The organism is Nonomuraea sp. NPDC048892 (genome assembly GCF_040649735.1).
GTDB classification, from domain to species: Bacteria; Actinomycetota; Actinomycetes; order Streptosporangiales; family Streptosporangiaceae; genus Nonomuraea; species Nonomuraea maheshkhaliensis.
Genome location: NZ_JBEZFZ010000027.1, coordinates 15,461 through 36,283 on the forward strand (window position 1 = coordinate 15,461; position 20,823 = coordinate 36,283).

At 71.4% G+C, this 20,823-nt stretch carries 21 protein-coding genes; 13 read left to right on the plus strand and 8 right to left on the minus strand.

Annotation, left to right across the window (positions count from 1 at the left end):
• Nucleotides 1–53: 53 nt before the first annotated feature.
• A complete protein-coding gene (locus AB0C28_RS46205; RefSeq protein ID WP_358082405.1) occupies nt 54–863 on the minus strand; it encodes a lysophospholipase in 810 nt (269 codons plus the stop codon).
• Nucleotides 864–996: 133 nt separating this feature from the next.
• Here AB0C28_RS46205 and AB0C28_RS46210 point away from each other — a divergent pair, with 133 nt between their 5' ends.
• Genes AB0C28_RS46210 through AB0C28_RS46225 form a run of 4 tightly spaced genes read left to right on the plus strand, consistent with a single transcriptional unit; the run spans nt 997 to nt 3,354 of the window.
• Nucleotides 997–1,485: a methylated-DNA--[protein]-cysteine S-methyltransferase gene (locus AB0C28_RS46210; RefSeq protein ID WP_358082408.1), complete on the plus strand. Its 489-nt coding sequence runs from the start codon at nt 997–999 to the stop codon at nt 1,483–1,485.
• A complete protein-coding gene (locus AB0C28_RS46215) occupies nt 1,482–2,183 on the plus strand; it encodes a 2OG-Fe(II) oxygenase (protein ID WP_358082411.1) in 702 nt (233 codons plus the stop codon). Before AB0C28_RS46210 ends, AB0C28_RS46215 begins: the two co-directional genes overlap by 4 nt.
• Before the next feature lie 50 nt (nt 2,184–2,233).
• Nucleotides 2,234–2,635 carry a hypothetical protein gene (locus AB0C28_RS46220; protein ID WP_358082413.1) on the plus strand — a complete coding sequence of 134 codons (402 nt, stop codon included), beginning with the start codon at nt 2,234–2,236 and terminating at the stop codon, nt 2,633–2,635.
• A complete protein-coding gene (locus AB0C28_RS46225; protein WP_357861840.1) occupies nt 2,629–3,354 on the plus strand; it encodes an alpha-ketoglutarate-dependent dioxygenase AlkB in 726 nt (241 codons plus the stop codon). The genes AB0C28_RS46220 and AB0C28_RS46225 overlap by 7 nt, the downstream gene beginning before the upstream one ends.
• A 42-nt stretch (nt 3,355–3,396) precedes the next feature.
• Here the strand turns inward: AB0C28_RS46225 and AB0C28_RS46230 are convergent, their stop codons facing one another.
• From AB0C28_RS46230 to AB0C28_RS46240, 3 genes are all read right to left on the minus strand, one after another.
• Nucleotides 3,397–4,089, minus strand: coding sequence for a helix-turn-helix domain-containing protein (locus tag AB0C28_RS46230; protein ID WP_357861798.1), 693 nt, complete (start codon nt 4,087–4,089; stop codon nt 3,397–3,399).
• Nucleotides 4,090–4,145: 56 nt separating this feature from the next.
• Complete coding sequence (locus tag AB0C28_RS46235) at nt 4,146–5,180, minus strand: alpha/beta hydrolase-fold protein (RefSeq protein WP_358082416.1); 1,035 nt, start codon at nt 5,178–5,180, stop codon at nt 4,146–4,148.
• 162 nt (nt 5,181–5,342) lie between these two features.
• Nucleotides 5,343–6,617: an amidohydrolase family protein gene (locus AB0C28_RS46240; RefSeq protein WP_357861794.1), complete on the minus strand. Its 1,275-nt coding sequence runs from the start codon at nt 6,615–6,617 to the stop codon at nt 5,343–5,345.
• A 103-nt stretch (nt 6,618–6,720) separates the two neighbouring features.
• Here AB0C28_RS46240 and AB0C28_RS46245 point away from each other — a divergent pair, with 103 nt between their 5' ends.
• Both AB0C28_RS46245 and AB0C28_RS46250 read left to right on the plus strand, forming a co-directional pair.
• Nucleotides 6,721–7,209 carry an SRPBCC domain-containing protein gene (locus tag AB0C28_RS46245; RefSeq protein WP_358082418.1) on the plus strand — a complete coding sequence of 163 codons (489 nt, stop codon included), beginning with the start codon at nt 6,721–6,723 and terminating at the stop codon, nt 7,207–7,209.
• Between the two features lie 71 nt (nt 7,210–7,280).
• The gene (locus AB0C28_RS46250; protein WP_358082558.1) at nt 7,281–8,309 is read left to right on the plus strand and encodes an ROK family protein; all 1,029 of its coding nucleotides are present in this window, start codon (nt 7,281–7,283) and stop codon (nt 8,307–8,309) included.
• A 72-nt stretch (nt 8,310–8,381) separates the two neighbouring features.
• Here AB0C28_RS46250 and AB0C28_RS46255 read toward each other — a convergent pair whose 3' ends face one another.
• Both AB0C28_RS46255 and AB0C28_RS46260 read right to left on the minus strand, forming a co-directional pair.
• On the minus strand, nt 8,382–11,711 hold the full coding sequence (locus AB0C28_RS46255; protein WP_358082421.1) for a BTAD domain-containing putative transcriptional regulator: 3,330 nt from the start codon (nt 11,709–11,711) through the stop codon (nt 8,382–8,384).
• Between the two features lie 54 nt (nt 11,712–11,765).
• On the minus strand, nt 11,766–12,116 hold the full coding sequence (locus AB0C28_RS46260) for a nucleotide pyrophosphohydrolase (RefSeq protein WP_358082424.1): 351 nt from the start codon (nt 12,114–12,116) through the stop codon (nt 11,766–11,768).
• Between the two features lie 95 nt (nt 12,117–12,211).
• Between AB0C28_RS46260 and AB0C28_RS46265 the strand changes: the two genes are divergently transcribed.
• Nucleotides 12,212–12,652, plus strand: coding sequence for a MarR family transcriptional regulator (locus AB0C28_RS46265; RefSeq protein ID WP_326629723.1), 441 nt, complete (start codon nt 12,212–12,214; stop codon nt 12,650–12,652).
• Nucleotides 12,653–12,698: 46 nt separating this feature from the next.
• The gene (locus AB0C28_RS46270) at nt 12,699–13,511 is read left to right on the plus strand and encodes an alpha/beta hydrolase (protein ID WP_358082427.1); all 813 of its coding nucleotides are present in this window, start codon (nt 12,699–12,701) and stop codon (nt 13,509–13,511) included.
• On the opposite strand, the gene AB0C28_RS46275 is transcribed toward AB0C28_RS46270, so the two are convergent.
• Complete coding sequence (locus tag AB0C28_RS46275; RefSeq protein WP_357861782.1) at nt 13,508–14,566, minus strand: LacI family DNA-binding transcriptional regulator; 1,059 nt, start codon at nt 14,564–14,566, stop codon at nt 13,508–13,510. The two genes, AB0C28_RS46270 and AB0C28_RS46275, sit on opposite strands and share 4 nt — an antisense overlap.
• Nucleotides 14,567–14,665: 99 nt before the next feature.
• Between AB0C28_RS46275 and AB0C28_RS46280 the strand changes: the two genes are divergently transcribed.
• From AB0C28_RS46280 to AB0C28_RS46300, 5 genes are read left to right on the plus strand one after another with little or no spacing between them, the layout of a single operon-like run.
• On the plus strand, nt 14,666–15,946 hold the full coding sequence (locus tag AB0C28_RS46280) for an extracellular solute-binding protein (protein WP_357861780.1): 1,281 nt from the start codon (nt 14,666–14,668) through the stop codon (nt 15,944–15,946).
• The gene (locus AB0C28_RS46285; RefSeq protein ID WP_357861778.1) at nt 15,943–16,902 is read left to right on the plus strand and encodes a sugar ABC transporter permease; all 960 of its coding nucleotides are present in this window, start codon (nt 15,943–15,945) and stop codon (nt 16,900–16,902) included. The genes AB0C28_RS46280 and AB0C28_RS46285 overlap by 4 nt, the downstream gene beginning before the upstream one ends.
• Nucleotides 16,899–17,747, plus strand: a complete 849-nt coding sequence (locus AB0C28_RS46290) for a carbohydrate ABC transporter permease (RefSeq protein WP_357861776.1) — start codon at nt 16,899–16,901, stop codon at nt 17,745–17,747. Before AB0C28_RS46285 ends, AB0C28_RS46290 begins: the two co-directional genes overlap by 4 nt.
• A 9-nt stretch (nt 17,748–17,756) precedes the next feature.
• Nucleotides 17,757–19,124: a cellulase family glycosylhydrolase gene (locus AB0C28_RS46295; protein WP_358082429.1), complete on the plus strand. Its 1,368-nt coding sequence runs from the start codon at nt 17,757–17,759 to the stop codon at nt 19,122–19,124.
• A gap of 46 nt (nt 19,125–19,170) precedes the next feature.
• Nucleotides 19,171–20,310, plus strand: a complete 1,140-nt coding sequence (locus AB0C28_RS46300) for a Fic family protein (RefSeq protein WP_357861772.1) — start codon at nt 19,171–19,173, stop codon at nt 20,308–20,310.
• Between the two features lie 166 nt (nt 20,311–20,476).
• Here the strand turns inward: AB0C28_RS46300 and AB0C28_RS46305 are convergent, their stop codons facing one another.
• The gene (locus tag AB0C28_RS46305; protein ID WP_346104574.1) at nt 20,477–20,773 is read right to left on the minus strand and encodes a hypothetical protein; all 297 of its coding nucleotides are present in this window, start codon (nt 20,771–20,773) and stop codon (nt 20,477–20,479) included.
• Between the last annotated feature and the right edge of the window lie 50 nt (nt 20,774–20,823).

Genomic DNA, 20,823 nt, shown 5'->3' on the forward strand with positions numbered 1-20,823 from the left:
CCGGCGACCGGGCCCGTCGTCGAGTGGTGGTCAAGGCCGGCGTTCGCGCGGGGTCAGGTGGGGAGGGTGCGGTCGATGAAGGAGGTCACGTCGTCCAGCACCTCGTCCTTGTTCGTCTCGTTGAAGACCTCGTGCCTGGCCCCCGGATAGATGCGTTCGGTGAGGTCGCCGCCCCTGACGGCGTGGATGCCCGAGCGGCTGCCGGGCAGCGGGACGAGCTGGTCGTCGTCCCCGTGCACCCACAGCGTGGGCAGGGCACCGAACGTGCCGCCCTTGGCGATCGTGTCGAGCGCCGTCGCGAACGCCTCCAGCGTCGTGCGCTTGAACGGCCCGTGCCACACCAGCGGGTCCTCGGCGTACGCGGCGCCGACGGACAGGTCGCGGGAGAGGGTGGCGGGGTCGATGGGGGTGTCCGGCGGCTCCTCGTACGTGAGCAGTTCGGGCACGATCGCCCATTCCCCGATCACCGGCCCGGACAGGACGAGTGCGGTCAGACCGGAGCCGTAACGCTGGGCGTAACGAGCCGCGATCATGCCGCCCATCGAGTGGCCGATCACGACGACGGGGACGCCCGGATGGTCGGCCCTGGTTCGCTCCTCGACGGTGTGCACGTCGGTGACCACGTCCTCGAAGTCCTCGATGAGCACCCGGTCGCCCTCGGACTTGCCGTGGCCCATGTGGTCGAGGCCGTAGACGGCGGCGCCGTGGCGGACGAGGCGGTCGGCCACGTACTCGTAGCGGCCGATGTGCTCGCCATAGCCGTGGACCAGGACGGCGACGTATCGAGGCCGGTCATGGGGCCATTCGCGGACCGTGTTGCGGCCCTTGGCGCCGGTGAAGGTGTGCTCGCGCGACTCGGCCATGCTCACTCCTAGCTCGCCATTGCGGTGAGGGTACGCCGCCCGTTCGATGATCGTCCAATGCGGGAGGGAAAAGGGGGTGCCGCGAGGTCCGAAAACCGCCGACCTGTGAGCGGGCGGCGGTGTTGTAACAGGTATGGACATCTACACCACGATCGACAGCCCCTTGGGGGAGATTCTGCTGGCCGGGGACGGTTCCGTGCTGACCCGCGTGTCGTTCGACGTGACCTCGGCGCGGGCGGGGTGGCGGCGGGAGCCGGGCGCGTTCGCCGAGGCGGAGCGGCAGCTCGGCGAGTACTTCGCGGGCGACCGCACCGCGTTCGAGCTGCCGTTCCGCACGCGGGGCAGCGCGTTCCACGAGCGGGTGTGGGCGGCGGTGGCGGCGCTCCCGTACGGCACGACGACGAGTTACGGCGCGCTGGCCGCGCGCATCGGCGCGCCCGCCGACCGCGTCCGCGCCGTCGGGGCGGCCGTCGGCGCGAACCCGCTGCTCCTCGTGCTGCCCTGCCACCGCGTCGTCGCCGCGAACGGCGCTCTGACCGGGTACGCCGGCGGCCTCGAACGCAAGCACGCCCTGCTCACGCTGGAAGGCGTGCTGCAGCCTCAGCTCTGGAGCGCCTCATGATGAGGACTCTGGAGCGGGCCGACTGGGCCGGGCTGGCCGGGGAGCTGGACGCGTACGGGTGCGCGCTGACGCCGCAGGTGCTCACCCCGGAGGAATGCGGGCAGATCGCCGGGCTGTACGAGGAGGCCGGATTCTTCCGGGCCACCATCGACATGGAGCGTTATCGGTTCGGCGCCGGGCAGTACCGCTACTTCGATCATCCGCTCCCGCCGCTGGTCGAACGGCTGCGGGCGGCGTTCTATCCCCGGCTGCTGCCGATCGCCCGCGACTGGGCGGCCAGGCTGGGGCAGCCCGCGCCGTGGCCGGACGATTTCGGGGAATGGTTGGACATGTGCCACGCGGCCGGTCAGAAGCGGCCGACGCCGATCCTGCTGCGCTACCGCAGCGACGACTGGAACGCCCTGCACCGCGACCTGTACGGGGACCTGGTCTTCCCGCTGCAGGTGGTGATCGGGCTGGACCGGCCGGGCGCGGACTACACCGGGGGCGAGTTCCTGCTGGTCGAGCAGCGGCCCCGGGCGCAGTCGCGGGGCACGGTGACCCTGTTGCCGCAGGGGCACGGGCTGATCTTCACCACGCGGGACCGGCCGGTCCGGTCGTCGCGTGGCTGGTCGGCCGCGCCGGTGCGGCACGGGGTGAGCACCGTACGCTCCGGCCTGCGGCACACGCTGGGCCTCGTCTTCCACGACGCCAAGTGACGCCCGGAACGGCGGGAGCCGGGTTCTGCGCGGAGGAGTTGGCGCGGGTTGTGGAGCTTGTCAGGGCTCGACGCGCCCGTACGGTCGTGATCGGGCACGGGCGGGACGGCGGGCCCGCTGCCGAGGCGTTCGCGCGGGCCTGGGCCGGCACGGTGCTGGCGGTGGTCGGCTGGCCGGAGCAGGCGGCCTCCTGGTTGCGGCAGGCCAGGCGGTTCACGGCGGGTGAGCCGGACGCCTGGGTGGTGGCGGGCGCGCCGCGCGGGTGGGCCGGCATGAGCGAGCGGCTGCGGCGCAGCACGGAGTGGGAGCCTGCGCGTACGTACGGCTTCGCGGCCACCGCCCGCGCGGTCGCGCTGGCCCCGCCTGGGACACTGGAGGGCATGCGCGGTGCCGACCACGACGGAAATGCCTGGCAGATCGGCCGAAACGTGATTTTTCGGGAAATATCGTGATCCCGCTCCCCCCGCGTGAGATCGCCCCCGGGGCGGTCCACGTGCCCGGCTGGCTCACCCTCGACGAGCAGCGCCACCTCGTCCAAGCCTGCCGCGCCTGGGCCCAGAGCCCCGTGCCGATCCGGCACACCGTGCTGCCGAGGGGCGGCGTCATGTCGGTCCAGACCGTCTGCCTGGGCTGGCACTGGCAGCCGTACCGCTACACCCGCCTGGCCCACGACGTGAACGGCCGGCAGGTCGCGGACTTCCCCGGGTGGCTGGCCGACCTGGGCCGCCGCGCCCTGTCCGACGCCTACAGCTCCGCCGCCCGCGCCGAGGGCGCCGACGGCGGAGTGACCGCGCCGCAGCCGTACGAGCCCGGCGCGTACAAGCCCGGCGCGTACAAGCCCAGCGCGTACGAGCCCGACACCGCCCTGATCAACTTCTACGACGGCCAGGCGAAGATGGGCATGCACCAGGACAAGGACGAGAAGTCGGATGCCCCGGTGGTGTCGCTGAGCATCGGCGACGCCTGTCTCTTCCGCTTCGGCAACCCCGAGACGCGCGGCCGGCCGTACACCGACGTGCGGCTCGCCTCGGGCGACCTGTTCGTGTTCGGCGGGCCGTCGCGCTTCGCCTACCACGGCGTGCCGAAGGTCTACCCGGGGACGGGCGATCCCGCCACCGGGCTGGCCTCCGGCCGGCTCAACCTGACGATGCGCGTCACCGGCCTGCGCTGACGCAGCCGAAACGCGTCACCGTCCCGCTATGACCGAAGCGCGTCACTGGCCCGCGAGGACGTAGTCGAACTCGTCGTCGGCGAACCGACGCCGCAGCTTGCGGACGATCTTGGCCCCGTCGTCCTGCGGCCCCTCCCGGTAGAAGGGCTTGCCGGAGCGGCCGAACGTGATCGTCGAGCCGCCCTCCCACTTGCCGAGCAGCTCGGAGCCGAGCGTGAAGCCGTCGCCCGGCTCGAACCCGAGCGTGCGCGCGTAGTCGACGGACCCGTACACCAGCTGCCTGACCAGCTCGATCGGCACCTCCTGCCAGCCCGCGTACTCGCCGAAGAAGTATTCGCGGAAGCGGACGAGGTCGCGGTCGTTGAGCACGTCGGGGCCGATGACGTTCTTCACGCCCAGGCAGTAGACGTCGGCCAGGTAGCCGCAGACGTGCAGCCGGTCCCAGGTGTGGCGGCGGGCGATGAGCACGGAGACCGCGCCGCCGGCGCCGGAGTCGGGGGCGTCGTCGACCCAGCCGGTGCTCGGGTCGAAGCCGAGCCCCTCGCTCCAGCCCGCGTTGATCCAGCAGCCGACGACCTCGGCCTCGGCGCCGCCCTCCGCGGCGTCGGCCGTCTCGGCGGCGATGGCGCGCACCAGCGGCGCGACGACCGACGGGGACACCTTGAGCGCGCGGGCGATCTCCTTGGGAGATCGGCCCTGCCGGCGCAGCTCGCGTACCTGGTCCTTCAGTTCCATTGCGGCAGCCTAACGGTCACCGGCACCCGCCGGTGACCGCCACGGCCGGGCGGGGTTCACTTGCTGAGCCGGCGCGACAACCAGGCGAGGGCCGGCGGGTAGCGGTACTCGATGCCGCCGTGCCCGGCGTCGAAGAGCTCGAAGTGGATCCGCTCGCCCGGCACGCCCGCCGCCTCCACGGCCCGGTGGAACGCCACGGCGCCGAAGTCGAGGAAGTACTCGTCGCGGCGGCCCGCGTCCACCCAGATGGCGCGCATCGAACGCAGCGCCTCGGCGTAGCGGGGCTCGCCGGCCATGATGACCGGGTCGCGTTCGAGCCAGCGCTCCCAGACCTCGGGCACGACGGCTCCGGTGTCGTCGAACGGCAGGCGCACGGTCCCGTCGGCGTCGGCGGAATAGGCGGCCGAGTAGGCGTACATCTCCAGCAGTTCGAGGTCGCCGTCCTTGGTGCCGGCCAGACGGCCGCGGAAGTCGGTCAGGAACGTGTCGTACGAGCCGTCGTACATGTCACGCAGCCTGCGCGCCAGCCCGGGGAAGTGCGGCCGGGCGGAGACCTCGAACAGCGCGTCGCCCGCGTGCGTGGCCAGCGCGCCGAACACGTCGGGCGCCAGCATGGCGCTCACCATGGCGCCGTAGCCGCCGCTGGACTTGCCGGTGACGGCACGGTGGTCGCGGTCGGCGATCGTCCGGTAGTGCGCGTCCACGTACGGGACGATCTCGTCGCGCAGGTACGAGTGGTAGGGGCCGGTGGCGGGCGAGTCGAGGTACTGGCTGCCGCCGAGCGCGGTCCAGGCGTCGACGTACACGACTATGGCGGGCGGCACGTCGCCGCCGGCGAACAACGCGTCGGCCAGCTCCGGGTACGGCTGGCGGAACGGAGCCCGGTTGAACCACATGGCGACGTGGCCGGTGTAGCCGAGCAGCACGTAGATGGAGGGGTAGCGGCGCTCGGAGTCGTCGTCGTAGCCCGGCGGGACGTACACGACCAGGGGGCGCTCGTGCGGGTCGCCCAAGGGGTTGCCCCGCAGCAGCGCGCTGTCGACGACGTGGTGATCGAGCCGTCCGGCCAGCTCGGCGGACCAGGGCAACATGAGATCTCCTTGTTCGATGGGACGCGGCCTGCGATGGGCTTGGCGTCTGCCTTTTACGAGACGTGGCCTGCTTTGACGGGCCTGCTTTGACGGGCCTGCTTTGACGGGCCTGCTGCGACGGGCCTGCTGCGACGGGACCCGGCCGTATGGGGGCCGGGGTGGTCAGCCGACCGACGTGGTCACGGTGTCCACGGCCGTCTGGCCGACGGAACGCCCCGAGACCAGGACGAGCGCGAGGTTGCGCAGGTCGGCGAGGCGTTCGAGCGGGTCGCCCGCGACGGCGATGAGGTCGGCCCGCTTGCCGGGGTCGAGGCTGCCGGTGACCTCGCCCACCCCGCAGGCGTCGGCGGCCAGCACGGTGGCCAGCTCGATGATCTCCGCGTTGCCGTAACCGGCCATCGCGAACACCTCCAGGCCGCCCACGTACAGGTCGGCCGGGTTCGCCACCCCGCCGGCCGCGAACCCGCAGTCGGTGCCCGCGATCTGCCGCACCCCCGCCTCCCGCATGAAGGAGACCCCCTGCAGCCAAGCTTCCTGCATCTCCTGTCCGTACACCTTGCGGATGCGGTCGAACACGCCGTGCGCGGTGGGGCAGACGTACGTGCCGGCGGCGGCGATCAGCTCGACGAGCTTGGCGTCGTAGCGGTGGCCCGACGAGGTGAAGAACGTGCAGTGCTCGATCGTGGCGACCCCGGCCTCGACGGCGCTGCGGATCGCCGCGTGCGCGTGGGCGTGGGCGGCGACGCCCTTGCCGCGCGTGGCCGCCTCCTCGACGACGGCGCGTAACTGCTCCGTGGTGTACTGCGGCACCCAACTCGGCGGCGCGCCCGGCGTCATCAGGCCGCCCGAGGCCATCACCTTGAGGCAGTCGGCGCCCGCGCGCAGGTTCTCCCTGGCCACGCGGCGCACGGCGGGCTCGTCGTCGGCCTCGCCGCCCATGTACCAGCAGTGGCCGCCGGTGATGGTGATGGGCCTGGTGGCGGCCAGGATGTGCGGCCCGACGGCCAGGCCCTCCTCGATGGCGTCACGCAGCGCCAGGTCGAGGAAGTCGCGCCCGCCGAGGTCGCGGGCCGTGGTGACGCCGGCGGAGACGAGCTTGCGGGCGTTCTCCGCCATCCGCAGCAGCAGGTGGCGCTCGCTCTCGGGGCTGCGCCTGGTCACCGGGTCGACCTGGGCGTCGAAGCCCAGGTGCACGTGGGCGTCGATCAGGCCGGGCAGCACGGTGTGCTCCGGCAGATCAAGCACCTCGACACCCTCGCCGACGTCACCCTCGCCGACCCCATCGTCCCCGGCCGCCCCACCGCCGGCGCCTGCCTCTCGCGCGCTGCCGCGCGGTCCGACGGAGACAATCCGGTCGCCATCGATGAGGACCTCTCCGTCGGTGATCACCTCTCCCCGGCGTCCGGTGAGCACCCTTGCCGCGCGAATGATCCTCATGCGCTCCACCCTGTCACGCGCCTAAAGGTCAGGAGAAGGGGATCGTAAGCCGCACGCGGCACCGTTGAGGTCATCGAGCCACAGAGCATGGAGGATCGGGACGATGAGCCAGACCGCCGAGTACGACCTCATCCGCCACTTCGACGCCCCCCGCGAGACGGTGTGGGCCGCCTGGACCGAGCCCGAGCGGTTCTCCCGCTGGTTCGGGCCGGAGACGCTGTCCACGCCGGTGGGCCGGATCACCCTGGACGCGCGGCCGGGCGGGGCCTGGCAGACGACGCTGGTGGGCGAGGAGGGGTTCGAGGTGACGATGGGCGGGACGTACCGGGAGGTGTCGGCGCCGGCGCGGCTGGTGTTCACCACCGGCGACCCCGACAACCCCGGCGACGCACCCGCGTCCGTCGTCACGATCCGCCTGGCGGAGGTGGACGGCAGGACCGAGATGCACTTCCACCAGTACGGCGTCAACACCGCCCAGGAGCACGCCGAGCAGGCGAAGGCGGGCTGGCTCGACTTCTTCGACCGCCTGGCCGCACACGTCGAACCCGGTCAGCCCGCCGGGACCGCCGAGCCGGCCGGGGCCCGCCTCTGAGTGGCGATCACCTCGTGGGGGACGATGTCCCGATGGACTATGTCGCGGCGATCGATGTCGGCGGAACCACCATGAAAGGCGGACTCATTGCCAGAGACGGGACAATCCTCCACTTCGAACGCCGCCCCGCCCCGCGCGCCGAGGGCCCTGACCGAGTCATCGAGGCCATCTCCACCTTCGTCACCGACCTGTCTCGCCCCCGGAACGACGCCTGGGGCGGGGCCGGGGCTGAGGATCTGGGTGGGGACGGGGACCGCAGTGGGATCCCGGGCGCGGACCTGAGCGACGACCTGCGCGGAGCCCCCGGCGCAGACCGGCGCGGGGACCTGGGTGGGGACAGGAGCGGCATCCCGGGCGGGAGCCGGGGCGGAGGGCGGCCGGTTGCTGTAGGGGTGGCCGTGCCGGGGTTGGTGACGCCTACGCACGCGGTCTTCTCGGCCGCGTTCGGCTGGCGTGACGTGCCCGTCGCCGCATTCGCCGGCCCGCTCGCCGACGGGGACCTGCCCGTCGCGCTGGGCCACGACGTGCGCTCGGCCGGGGAGGCGGAGCTCGCGTACGGGGGCGGCGGGAGCGACGTGCTGTACCTGCCGATCGGCACGGGGATCGCGGGCGCCGTGGTGCTGTCGGGGTCCCTGTACGGAGGCGCCGGAGGATGGGCCGGGCAGATCGGGCACATCCCGGTGTGGCCGGACGGGGCCGACTGCGGGTGCGGGCAGAAGGGGTGCCTGGCGGCGTACGCGTCGGGCTCGGCCGTCGCGGCGCGGTGCGGGGTGGGCTCGGCCGAGGAGGTGGTCCGGCTGGTCGCGTCGGGGGACGCGCGGGCCACCGCGGTGTGGGCGGAGGCGGTGGAGGCCCTGGCCGTGGCGCTGGCGACGTACACGCTGACGCTGGACCCAGCGGAGATCGTCATCGGCGGCGGGGTGTCACTCGCGGGGGAAGCGCTGCTCGTGCCGCTACGCGAACGGCTGGCGGCCAGGCTCACCTTCCGCCCTGCCCCCGCCCTCCGGGCCTCGCGCCTGGGCCCACAGGCCGGCCTGATGGGCGCGGGCCTGCTGGCCTGGCGCGCAGCCTCGAACACCTCCGCCCGACCCACGAACTGAGCGCCGCCAGTCCGACCGTTCGGCTGCCAGAGTGGGGTCAGCAGGTCGCGGGCGTCGTCGGGAGGCGCCGCCTCACCCGAGCAGGCTCAGGGCGTCGTCGAGCTTGTACGACGCTCCCTTCGCGTACGCCGCCGCGTACGCCGCCTCCCCCAGCTCCTCCCGCGCCCGCGCCGAAGCCCGTTCGATGTCGATCTGTTCCGGCACCCCGGCGGGCGACTGGTGCTGTCGTCTGGCCGCGTCGGCCAGGCCCAGCAGGGTCGCGGTCAGTTCGGCCGAATCGGCGGCCGCGGCGGCGCCCTCGACGGCGCTCGCCATCGTCCGGGGGTCGCCGACCTTGCCACCGGCCACCAGCGCCTCGGTGTGCAGGTCCATGGCGGCGGGCCGGTCGCCGCGCAGCTCCATCAGGTAGCCGAGTTCGAGCAGCGTGTCAGGCAGGTGCAGGGCCGGCTCCACCCCGGGGTCGCGTGACAGCCCTTCGAGCAGGTGGCGCAGGTGCCGCTCGGCCACCTCCAAACGTCCCGACCGGCGGGCGGCGTAGGCCAGGCCCATCTCGGCCATGGTGGAGCCCTTGCTGTACCCCTGGGCCTCGGCCAGCTTCAGCGCCCGGCCGGACAGCTCGATGGCGCGGTCGAAGTCGCCGCTCTGCATGGCGACCCAGCCGAGCCAGGCGGTGTGCGTAGAGACCTCCGACCACAGCCCGAGGTCCTCGGCCATGCGCAGTCCCTCGCCGAACAGCTGGACGGCCCGTTCGACGTCGTTGGACATCTGGGCCAGCGAGGCGAGCCATTCGGTGGCCCGCAGCAGCCCCCACCGGTCCCCCAGCTCGGTGAACAGCCGGGCGCTCTCTCCCGCGATCCGTTCGAGCGCCTCGACGTCGCGCAGGGTGAAGGCGTCCATGGCCTGCCGGGTGAGCGCGGTGGCGATGCCCCACCGGTCGTTCAGCTCCCTGAACGTGACCAGCGCCCGCTCCGCCAGCAGTTGCCCGGTCGGCATGTCCTCGACGTGCAGCCCGGCGAACAGCTCGGCCCTGGCCCGCTCCCCCGGGTCCTCGATGGCCTCGATCACGGGCTGCCAGTCGGCTCGTTCGCCCACCATGAGAGCGAACCCGACCTCCCAGCCCGCAGCCCGCGCCAGCGCCCCATGGTCGTCGTCGCCGCCCTGAGCGCCCCCGTCCGGACCAGCCCCGTCCCGAGCGACCATGTCCTGAGCGACCACGTCCTGAGCGCCGCCATCCGAGCCGCGTGGGATGGCCAGGGCGGTCGCCAGCGCGCGCCGGCCCTCGGCCAGCCTGCCGCGCAGGAACCAGTACCAGGCCAGCGCGTTGACCAGCCGCGCCGCCCCGCCCGCGTCCCGCCGGGCCACCGCAGTGTCGAGCGCCGCGCGCATGTTGGCCGCCTCCGCGTCCAGGCGCAGCAGCCAGTCGCGCTGGTCGGACCCATACAGGCAGGGCTCAGCGCGTACGGCCAGGTCCAGGTAGTGGTGCAGGTGCGCCAGACGTACAAGATCGAGCTCGCCGGCCTCCGACAGCCTGGCCAGGCAGTACTCCGACACCGACTCCAGCAGCCGGTACCGCATCCCGGCGGGGGCGTCCACGACCACCACCAGAGAGCGGTCGACCAGGCGGGCGAGCAGATCCAGGACGTCGAGCCCGCTCTCGCCGCCGGCCGCGCAGACGGACTCGGCGGCCTCCAGCGTGCAGCCGTCGGCGTGTACGGCCAGGCGGCGCAGGACGACGCGCTCGTCCTCGGACAGCAGGTCCCAGCTCCAGTCGATCACGGCGGTGAGCGTCTGCTGGCGGGCCGGCGCGCCGCGCTGCCCCGAGGCCAGCAGCCGGAACCTGTCGTCCAGCCGGGACACCACCCCGTGCACGCCCAGCGCCCGCACCCGGGTCGCGGCCAGCTCCAGCGCCAGCGGGATGCCGTCGAGGCGGCGGCACAGCTGCGCGACGGCCTGCGCGTTGCCGGCGTCCAGCGCGAAGCCCCTGGCGGAGGCGGCGGCCCTGGAGACGAACAGCCGTACGGCGTTGGAGCGCGCCATGGCGGCCAGGTCGGCGCTGGTGGGGACGTCGAGCGGCGGCACGCTCCACAGCACCTCGCCGGAGACGGCCAGCGGCTCCCGGCTCGTGGTCAGGATGCGCAGGTCGGGGCAGGCCCGCAGGAGCAGTTCTGCCAGCTCGGCGACCTGGTCGACCACGTGCTCGCAGTTGTCGAGCAGGAGCAGCGTGCGCCGGGTCCTGAGCGCGGCGGCCAGCCGCCCGCCCAGCACCGCGAGATCCCCGCCAACGCCGGCCGCGCCCCCGAACCGGCCGCTCTCGGCCGGCGACCGGCCGGTCCCGTCGGTGGCAGGTGCGCCGGGGTCCGCTCCCGGGACAGGGCCGGCCTCCTCCCTGATGTCCAGGGCCGCCATCACCGCCTCCGCCGGCGACCGGGACGCCTGGTCCAGCGCGACCAGCCAGGCCCCGTCGGCGAAGCCGTCGGCCAGCCGGTTCGCCGCCTCCAGCGCCAGCCGGGTCTTCCCGACCCCGCCGCTGCCGGTGAGCGTCACCAGCCGTTCCTCCTCGACCAGCGCGCACACCTCGGCCAGCGCCTCCTCCCGGCCGATCAGCTTGCTGACGGGGGCGGGCAGGTTGGTCACGGGACGGCCGGTAGGCACGCTCAGCGCCGGGTCCTGGCCGAGGATCGCCTGGTGCAGCGCGACCAGTTCGGGCCCGGGGTCGAGGCCCAGCTCGTCGGCCAGCCGGTCGCGCAGCTCGCCGTACGCGGCCAGCGCCTCGCTCTGCCGCCCGGCCCGGTACAGGGCGCGCATGTGAACGGCGCGCAGCCGTTCCCTGAGCGGATGGCGTCCCACGAGGTCGCCAAGCTCGCCGACGAGCAGCCCGTGCTCGCCCAGCTCCAGGCGCGCCTCCGCGTGCTGCTCCAGCGCCGACAGCCGCTGCTCCTCCAGACGGTGCACGGCCGAGCGCGTGTACTCCTCGTCGGCGAAGTCCGCGTACGCGGGCCCGCGCCACAGCGCCAGCGCGTCGGCCAGCAGCCCGGCCCTGGTGCGCGGGCTCTCGGTGCTCTCGGCCCTGGCCAGCAGCTCCGCGAACCGTACGGCGTCGAGAGCGCCTTCGTCGGTGCGGAGCAGGTAGCCGGGGGCACGGGACACGACGAGGTTCTTGCCGCCCGCCTCGGCGTCCTCGAACGCCTTGCGCAGCTGCGAGACGCGCACCTGCAGCGCGCCCGCCGGGTTGCCCGGCGGCTCCTCGCCCCACAGGTCGTGCACGAGCCGGTCGGCGGAGACGGGGTGGCCCTCGTGGACGAGCAGGTCGACGAGGAGCGCCCGGACCTTGAGGCCGGGGACCGTCACGACCTCCCCCGCGTCGGTCCAGACGGCCAGCGGCCCCAGTACCCCGAATTTCATGGGGTCACCCTATGGTGCATTTGTCCGCACCGCTGAGCCGTCAAAGACCTGCGGTCAGGAGGGCGGGGCCTTTCTGGCGGAGCCGCGGTAGAGCTCGGCGTCGTAGCGGCGGTCGTTGTCCTCCAGCTTGGCCCGCGCCGCCTCCACCAGGTCCACCCCGAGGACGTCCGCCAGCCGTACCAGATAGAGGGTCACGTCGCCGAGTTCGGTGCGCATCCTGGCCAGCGTGTCGGGGTCGGGGCTGGCCGACTCCTCGGCCGTGAGCCACTGGAACTCCGCCACCAGCTCGCCCACCTCGCCCGCCAGCGCCATGGCGAGGTTCTTCGGCGTGTGGAACCCCTCCCACTCCCTGACGCGCGCGAACTCGCGCAGCCGCTCGGCAAGACTCTCCAGCTCCGTCGTCACGCCACCCGACCTTACCGACGTCGTCACGCCACCGGACCCTACCGACGTCGTCGCGCCACCCGGCCCTACCGACCTCCGCCTGTAGGGTGCTGCGCGTGAATGGGGTCGAGTTGTTCCTGCTGGGCCGGACGCTGATGAAGATCGGCGAGGAGGCGATGCCGACCGAGGGGATCGGCGAGCAGTCCACGAGCGTGCGCACCGTCCTGATCGTCGTGAGCGACCTGCGCGCCCACCCCGACACCACGGTGGGCGCGATCGCCGCCCGCACGGGGCTGCCGCAGAGCGCGGTGTCGGCGGCCATCGCGCGGCTGCGCACCGCGGGCGCGGTGACGGCCGAGACCGATCCGAGAGACCGGCGGCGCACGATCATCCGGGAGACGCCCGAGGTGTCGGAGCGGGTGTCGCAGATCAGGGACACCCCGATCGACGACGCGCTGGCGGCCGCGCTGGGGACCGAGGATCCGCAGCGCGTACGCCGGACGGTGACGGCTCTGGAGGAACTGGCGGATCAGCTCATCCCGGACCTGCGCGGCTAATCCATCAAATTTGATGCATCAAAAATGATGAATTAGAGTGGCGTGCATGAGCACAGACCTCCTGCGCGTGCCGGGCGCCCGCCTCCACTACGAACTGCGCGGCTCGGGGCCGCTCCTGCTGATCTCCCAGAGCGGCGAGGGCGACGCGGACCGCAGCATCGACCTGGTGACCCTGCTCGCCGCCGACCACACCGTGATCACGTACGACCGGCGCGGCCTGAGCCGCAGCACGATCGACCCCGGCGAAGACGGCACCGTCACCGTCGAGCGGCACGCCGACGACGTGCACCGGCTGCTCGCGCACCTCACCGACCAGCCCGTCGTCATGCTGGGCCAGAGTCTGGGCGCCTCCATCGGCCTCCACCTGGCCGTCCGCCATCCCGGGCAGCTCAGCCTGCTCATCGCCCACGAGCCCGTCTCACCCTGGCTGCTGCCCGCGGCCGAGCGCGCCCGGCACCGCGCCGAGCTGGCCGAGATCCGTGAGCTCTACCTGCGGGCCGGGCTCCCCGCCGCGCTCAAGGAGGTGGCGCGCGTGCTCGGCATCACCGGCGACGACACCGAGCCTGACCTGACCCCGCAACCCATGACACCCCAGCGCGAGGCGAACTTCGACTTCTTCCTCCGGCACGACTTCCGCGCCGTCATCGACGACGAGCTCGATGTGGCCGGCTGCCGGGCCCGGATCGTCCCCGCGACCGGAATCGCCACGCCGCACACCGTCTTCGACCGGCGGTGCGCGGTCGAGCTGGCCAGGCGGCTGGGCACCGTGCCGGTGGAGTTCCCCGGCGGCCACAACGGCAACACCAGCCATCCCCGCGCATACGCCGCCCGCCTGCGCGAGCTCATCGCCACCCGCTAGGGCTCGTGGCGGGCCGTGCTGTCCCTGACGATCAGCTCCGTGGCCAGTTCGACCCGTTTCGTCTCCGGTACGTCGCCGTGCCCCATCGCCAGCACCGTCCGCGTGGCCAGGGCCGCCATCTCCTGCAGCGGCTGGCGTACGGTCGTCAGCGGCGGCCAGGCCGACTTGGCCAGCGGCAGGTCGTCGAAGCCCACCACGCTCAGGTCCTCGGGAACGCGCAGCCCGCGCTGGCGGGCCGCCTCGAAGACGCCGAAGGCCATGAGGTCGCTGCCCGCGAAGATGGCGGTGGGCGGCTCGGGCAGGGAAAGCAGGGCGTGGCCCTGGTCGTGGCCGGAGTCGACGAGGAACGTGCCACGTTTGATCAGGTCGGGGATGACCGGCAGGCCGGCCGTCTCCAGAGCCGCGCGATAACCGTCTATGCGCGCCTGGCTGCACAGCATGTCGGCCGGGCCGCTGATCATGCCGATGCGCCGGTGGCCGAGCTCCAGGAGGTGACGGGTGGCGGCGAGGCCGCCGTTCCAGTTGGTCGCCCCGACGGACACGACGCCGGGAGCGGGCTCGCCCTCGGGGTCCACCACGGCGAACGGCAGCGAACGGGCGCTGAGCTGGGCCTGGATGCCGGTCGACAGGCGTGAGGCGACGATCACCACGCCGTCGGTCCGCCTGGCGGCCAGGCGTTCGAGCCAGTCGCGGCCGGGGCCGGCGTGGGTGTGCAGGACCGAGATGACAACGCTGGCGCCTGCCTCGTGGGCGGCGATCTCCGCGCCGCGGACGATCTCCATGGCCCAGGGCGACTCGATCTCCGCGAACACCAGGTCCACCAGGCCCGCCGGGGTGTCGTCCTGGCTGATCCGGCGCTGGTAGCCGTGCTCCTGGAGCAGCCGCTCGACCCGATGGCGGGTCGCCGGGGCGACCTCCGGGCGCCCGTTGATGACCTTGGAGACCGTCGGGATGGAGACTCCGGCCTCCTCCGCGATCAGTGCGATCGTCACCCGCCTCTTCGCTGACACAAATCGGGAGTGTATCCGAAAGTTTCGGTTTGGGATCGCTCCCATCCGAGGTGTTGACGCTTTACACAGCGTTTACTTACGATCGCGGCATCGAAATTATCGGGGGGTTCACGAAACTTTCGCCCAGCTGAGGAAGGGACCCCTATGAGACGCAGTCTGGTGTTGGCCGCCGCCGTCGTCCTCCTGGCAGGCTGTGGTGGCGGAGGTGAACCCGCTCCACAGCAGAGCGCGGGCGGCTCGCCCGCGAAGGTCACGCTGGAGTGGTGGCACCTGTCGACCGCCGAGCCGCTCAAGTCGCTCTGGGCGCAGCGGGCCAAGGAGTTCGAGGCCAAGAACCCGCACGTCACGATCAAGGCGACGGTGCTGGAGAACGAGGCGTACAAGGCCAAGCTCACCACCATCACGCAGTCGGGCAACGCCCCCGACGTCTTCGCCAGCTGGGGCGGCGGTGTGCTCAAGCAGCAGATCGACGCCGGGCTGGTCAAGGACATCTCGGCCGACGTCGCCGACGTGCTGCCGAACTTCACGCCGGCCGCGCTGAGCGCGTACCAGCTGGACGGCAAGACGTACGGCCTGCCGACCGACATCGGCATGGTGGGCTTCTGGTACAACAAGAAGCTTTTCGAGAAGGCGGGCATCACCGAGGCGCCGGCCACGTGGTCGGCGTTCCTCGAGGACGTCAAGAAGCTGAAGGCCGCGGGCGTCACCCCGATCGCGCTGGCCGGCAAGGAGAAGTGGCCCGGCCACTACTACTGGGCCTACCTCGCGATGCGCATCGCCGGACTGGACGCGCTCAAGCAGGCCGCCGTCGACCACGACTTCACCAAGCCCGACTTCGTGGCCGCGGGGCAGCAGGTCAAGGCGCTGGCCGACCTGCAGCCGTTCCAGAAGGGCTTCCTCGGCGCCGCCTACTCCACCCCCGACGGCCAGTCCGCGACCGTGAGCAACGGCAAGGCGGCCATGGAGCTGATGGGCCAGTGGGCGCCGAGCGTGCAGGCCGACGCGGGCAAGGGCCTCGGCGACGACCTCGGCTTCTTCGCCTTCCCCTCCGTCGAGGGCGGCAAGGGCTCGGCCGGTGACGCCTTCGGCGGCGGTGGCGGGCTGGCCGTGGGCACGGACGCGCCCAAGGAGGCCGTCGACTTCGTCAAGTTCATGACCGAGATGGGCAACCACAGCAAAGCCGTCGAAGCGGGCGGCGTGCTGCCGGTGCTCAAGGGCGAGGAGAGCGCGGTCAAGGACCCCAACCTCAAGCAGGTGGCGACCATGCTGGCCAGTGCCAGCGGCTACCAGCTCTACCTCGACCAGGCCTACCCGCCGGCCGTCGGCCAGCAGGTCAACGACAGCGTGGCCGAGCTGATCGCCGGCACGAAGACGCCGGAAGAGGTCGGCGCGGACATCTCCGAGGTCGCGAAGAGCGAAGGATGACGACTCTCACGAGAGGGCCGGAGGCGGTCAAGCTTCCGGCCCCCGCCCCCGCCGCCAGGCGCAGGGGACGCTGGGTGAGCATCGCCCTGTTCCTGCTGCCCGCGCTGGTGCTGTTCCTCCTGCTGGTCGTGGCCCCCATGCTGGTGGCCCTCTATTCGAGCGTGTTCAGGTGGAACGGCTTCGGCGGCCTGCCCACCAACTTCATCGGCCTGGACAACTTCACCCGGCTGTTCACCAGCGAGATCTTCGCCCAGGACATGGGGCACCTGCTGGTGCTGGTGCTGCTGTCGATCTGCGTGCAGCTGCCGTTCTCGCTGGCCATCGCCATGCTGCTGAACCAGCGCATCCGCGGGCGGGCGCTCTACCGGGTGCTGTTCTTCGCGCCGTACGTGCTGTCGGAGGTCATCACCGGCGTGCTGTTCTCGCTGATCCTCTCGCCCGGCTCGGGCATGGCGAACCAGCTGCTGTCGGTGTTCGGCTGGGAGTCGGAGTGGCTGGCCGATCCGAACATGGTGATGCCGTCGCTGTTCCTGGTCATGACCTGGAAGTACTTCGGCTTCCACATGATGATCTATCTGGCCGGCCGCCAGAACATCCCGAACGAGCTGATCGAGGCCGCCCAGATCGACGGGGCCACGGGGTGGAAGACGTTCAGGTACGTCACGCTGCCACTGCTCGGCCCGACGATCCGGATCAGCGTCTTCCTGTCCGTCATCTACACGATCCAGCTGTTCGACCTGGTCTGGATCCTCACCGGCGGCGGGCCCTCGCACTCCTCGGAGACGATGGCCGTCACGATGATGGACTGGGGGTTCAAGCGCTCCCAGGTCGGTTACGCCAGCGCGATCAGCGTGGTGATGTTCGCCCTCAGCCTCGTCTTCGCCCTGCTCTACCAGCGCTTCGTGATGCGCCGTGACCTTGAGGGCGCCACCACCAGCGCGGGAGGACGGCCATGAAACGTGATCGCCGCAAACCGGCCACGCCGCGGCGCAACACGCTGCCCCTGCACGTGATCGCGATCGTCGTGGGCCTGTTCATGGTCGCCCCGGTCGGCTACGCGCTGCTCGGCGGCTTCAAGGACAACAGCGAGTTGTCCGGCAACCCGTTCGGGCTGCCGGAGGCGTGGATCACGGCCAACTACACCGACGTGCTGGGTTCGGGCTCGTTCTGGCTGCAGGTCTGGAACAGCACATTCATCGCGGTCGTCACGACCGTGCTGACGGTCGCGCTGGCGGCGCTGGCGGGGTTCGTCTTCGCCAGGTTCGCCTTCCGCGGCAGGGAGCTGTTCTTCACCCTGTTCACGGCGGGGCTGATGTTCCCGTTCGCGGTGGCGATCCTGCCGATCTTCGTGCTGCTGCGCACGTTCGGGCTGCTGGACAACCCGCTGGGCGTGATCCTCACGCAGGCCGCCTTCGGCCTGCCACTGACGATCATCATCCTGCGCGGCTTCTTCCGCAGCATCCCGGGCGAGATCGAGGAGGCGGCCACGATCGACGGGTGCTCGCCGTTCGGGTTCTTCTGGCGGATCCTGCTGCCGATGGCCCGGCCCGCCATCGCCACCGTCTCCGTGCTGGCCGTCGTGGGCAGCTGGAACAACTTCATGCTGCCGCTGGTCGTGTTCAGCGAGGAGAGCAGCTGGACACTGCCGCTGGGCATCCAGCAGTTCCAGGGCCAGTACGCCTCCGACACCGCCCGCATCCTGGCCTATCTCATCCTGGCCATGGTGCCCGCGCTCGGGTTCTACGCCATAGCGGAACGTCACCTGGTCGGTGGTCTCACCGCCGGTGCCACGAAGGGGTGATCAGACTTCATGCTGCACGTGTCCGGAACCCATCTCGTCCGGGACGACGACACACCGGTACGCCTGCGGGGGGTGGGTCTCGGGGGCTGGATGAACATGGAGAACTTCATCACCGGCTATCCGGCGAACGAGACCTCCATGCGGCACGCCGTGCGCTCCGTCCTCGGGGACGACCGGGCGGAGCTGTTCTTCGACCGGCTGCTGACCTCGTTCTTCACCGAACGGGACGCCGCGCTGCTGGCCGGGCTGGGCGTCAACTGTGTGCGCATCCCGGTCAACTACCGCCACTGGGAGTCCGACGACCGCCCGATGGAGATCGACGGGCGCGGCTTCCGTCACCTCGACCGGGTGATCGGGCTGCTGGGCGAGCACGGCGTCTACAGCGTGATCGACCTGCACGCGCTGCCCGGCTCCCAGAACCAGCACTGGCATTCCGACAACCCGACGCACGTGGCCGCGTTCTGGCAGCACCGGCACTTCCAGGATCGGGCGGTGCACCTGTGGGAGGTCATCGCGGACCACTATCGCGACCATCCGTGGGTGGCGGGATACAACCCGGTCAACGAGCCTGGGGACCTGACCGGCAAGGTGATCGGGCCGTTCTACGACCGGCTGGTGAAGGCGATCAGGGCCGCCGATCCGGGCCACATCCTGTTCCTGGACGGCAACACCTACAGCACCGATTTCTCGATATTTCGGGAGATGTATGAGAACACGGTTTTTGTCCTCCATGACTACGCGCTGGCCGGGTTCGCCCACGGGGGCCCGTACCCGGGATACACGCGCGGCGAGTGGTGCGACAAGAACGAACTGGAGCGGACGTTCGCCCGGCGCTCCCGCTTCCAGCGCGAGACCGGCACCCCGCTGTGGGTGGGCGAGTTCGGCCCCGTCTACACCGGCGACCCGGCTGTGGACGCCCAGCGCTACCAGATCCTGCGCGACCAGCTCGACATCTACGACGGACACGGGGCGGGCTGGTCGCTCTGGACGTACAAGGACGTCGGGTTGCAGGGCCTGGTGCACGCCGCGGGGCCGTACCTGGACCGGTTCGGCCCGTTCATCGCCAAGAAACGGCGGCTCGGGGCGGACCGGTGGGGCTCGACGATGGAGGAGTCGGCGGACGAGCTGGCGCCGCTGCACACGCTGATCGAGACCGAGTTCCCCCGCTGGGACCCGTACCCGTGGGGCGCGCGTTACCAGGCCGACGACCTGATCAGGCACATCCTGCTGGCGCAGGCGCTGCTGCCGGAGTACGCGGACCTGTTCCGCGACCTCGGGGACGACGAACTGCTCGCGTTGGCTGACTCGTTCCTCCTGGAACGCTGCGTACGCCGCGAGCCGTTGCTCGACCTCCTGTCCGCCAACCTCCAGGAGTAACCGGCATCGTCCGCCTTCGATGACACTATTTTCGTATCATCGAGTCATGCTCTACGCAACGCCGCAGCTGACCGCCGCCGATCTCCGAGTTCTCGCGGACCTCGAAGAGATGCGCCACGACCTTCGCATACACCTCCGCCCGGAGGAACAGTGGACGAAACAGCTGCGGCGGAGCCTCACCGCCAGGGCTGTCGTCGGTTCGAGCTCCATCGAGGGTTATGGGGCTTCGGTCGACGACATGGAAGCGCTGATGGCCGGAGAAGCGCCGCTGGAGACCAGCGACGTGACACGGCGGGAGTTGGAGAATTACCAGCGGGCGATGACCTATATTCAGGCGCTCTCCGATGCCGGCACCGAGTTCAGCTACGACCTCGGGCTGCTCAACGGCCTGCACTTCATGATGCAGGAGCCGCACAGGAGAAAGCGGCCGGGGCGGCTCCGGCAGGGGCCGGTCTACATCACGAGCGTTGACGATCCAACCGTCGCCGCCTACACGGGGCCTCCTGCCAGTTTGCTGCCCGGGCTCATGGACGAGCTCGTCCAATGGCTCAACGAGGGTGATCTGGACGCGCCGGTCCATGTCCGGGCCTCGATGGCGCACCTGAATCTGGTGAAGATCCACCCCTGGGCCGACGGGAACGGGCGCATGTCGAGGGCGCTGTCCACGCTGGTGTTCGCCAGGGAGGCGCTGCTGCCGCCGGAGTTCTCCTCCATCGAGGAGTGGCTGGGACGGGGGCAGAACACCTACTCCTATTACCAAATCCTGGAGGAGGTGGGCGGCCCGAAGTGGAGTCCGCACCGGCCGACGCACGGGTGGATCAAGTTCTGCCTGCGTGCTCACCATCTGATGGCCCAGCAGGCCAGGCGCAGGGTCGATCTGCTGAGGCGAGCGTGGTCCGCTCTGTCGGAGGCGGCCGTCGCCGACGGGCTGGACGAGCGGACCGTCTTCGCCCTCCTTCCGGCCTTCTGGACGTCGCGCGTACGGCGGACCGTGTACCAGCAGGATGCCGGCCTCAGCTCGCAGCAGGCCGTGCGCGACATCCGCGAGATGTGCCGGCTCGGCTGGCTGACCTCGGAGGGCCAGGCGAGAGGCCGCTACTACGTCGCAGGGCCGGCCATGCGGCCCGTCATGGAGGCGGTCAAGCAGTCGTCGCAGCCTTACGACGATCCCTACCGCCGCAGGTGAGGCCGGCCAGGACGGGATGACGCATTCGGTCTCGGGCGGGACCGAACCTTTCGGCTCCTCCGTGTTCGGGAGGCGTGGGCGCCGCTACGGGAGGTGTGGGCGCCGCCGAAGGATCGGGGCCTTCCCGGGCATGTGACCCCGGTCGGGCGCCGGGTGGCGGCCGTCGTCAGCCGGTCATCACCCGGTGGGGGCCCGGCACGTCCTTCGGCTGCCTGATCACGCGGTACCAGCCCTTCGGCAGCGTGATCGCCGCGTGCTCCTCGTGCACGAGCCGGCCGCCGACCGGCAGGTGCAGGAAACCGCGGGACAGCGTGCCGGGGCCGGGGATGGCGTGGGCGTGCCCGGTGGCCTCGCCGTAGGACAGCACCAGCCGCCCACGAGCGTCCCTGGGCTGCGAGAGCGACACGACGGGGGCGGTCTCCTCGGGGATGGGCATGAGCAGGATGTCGCCCTGGCGGTACATGGACCAATGACTCCTTCGGATCAGGTGATGATCGAAAGCTAGCGGCCCGC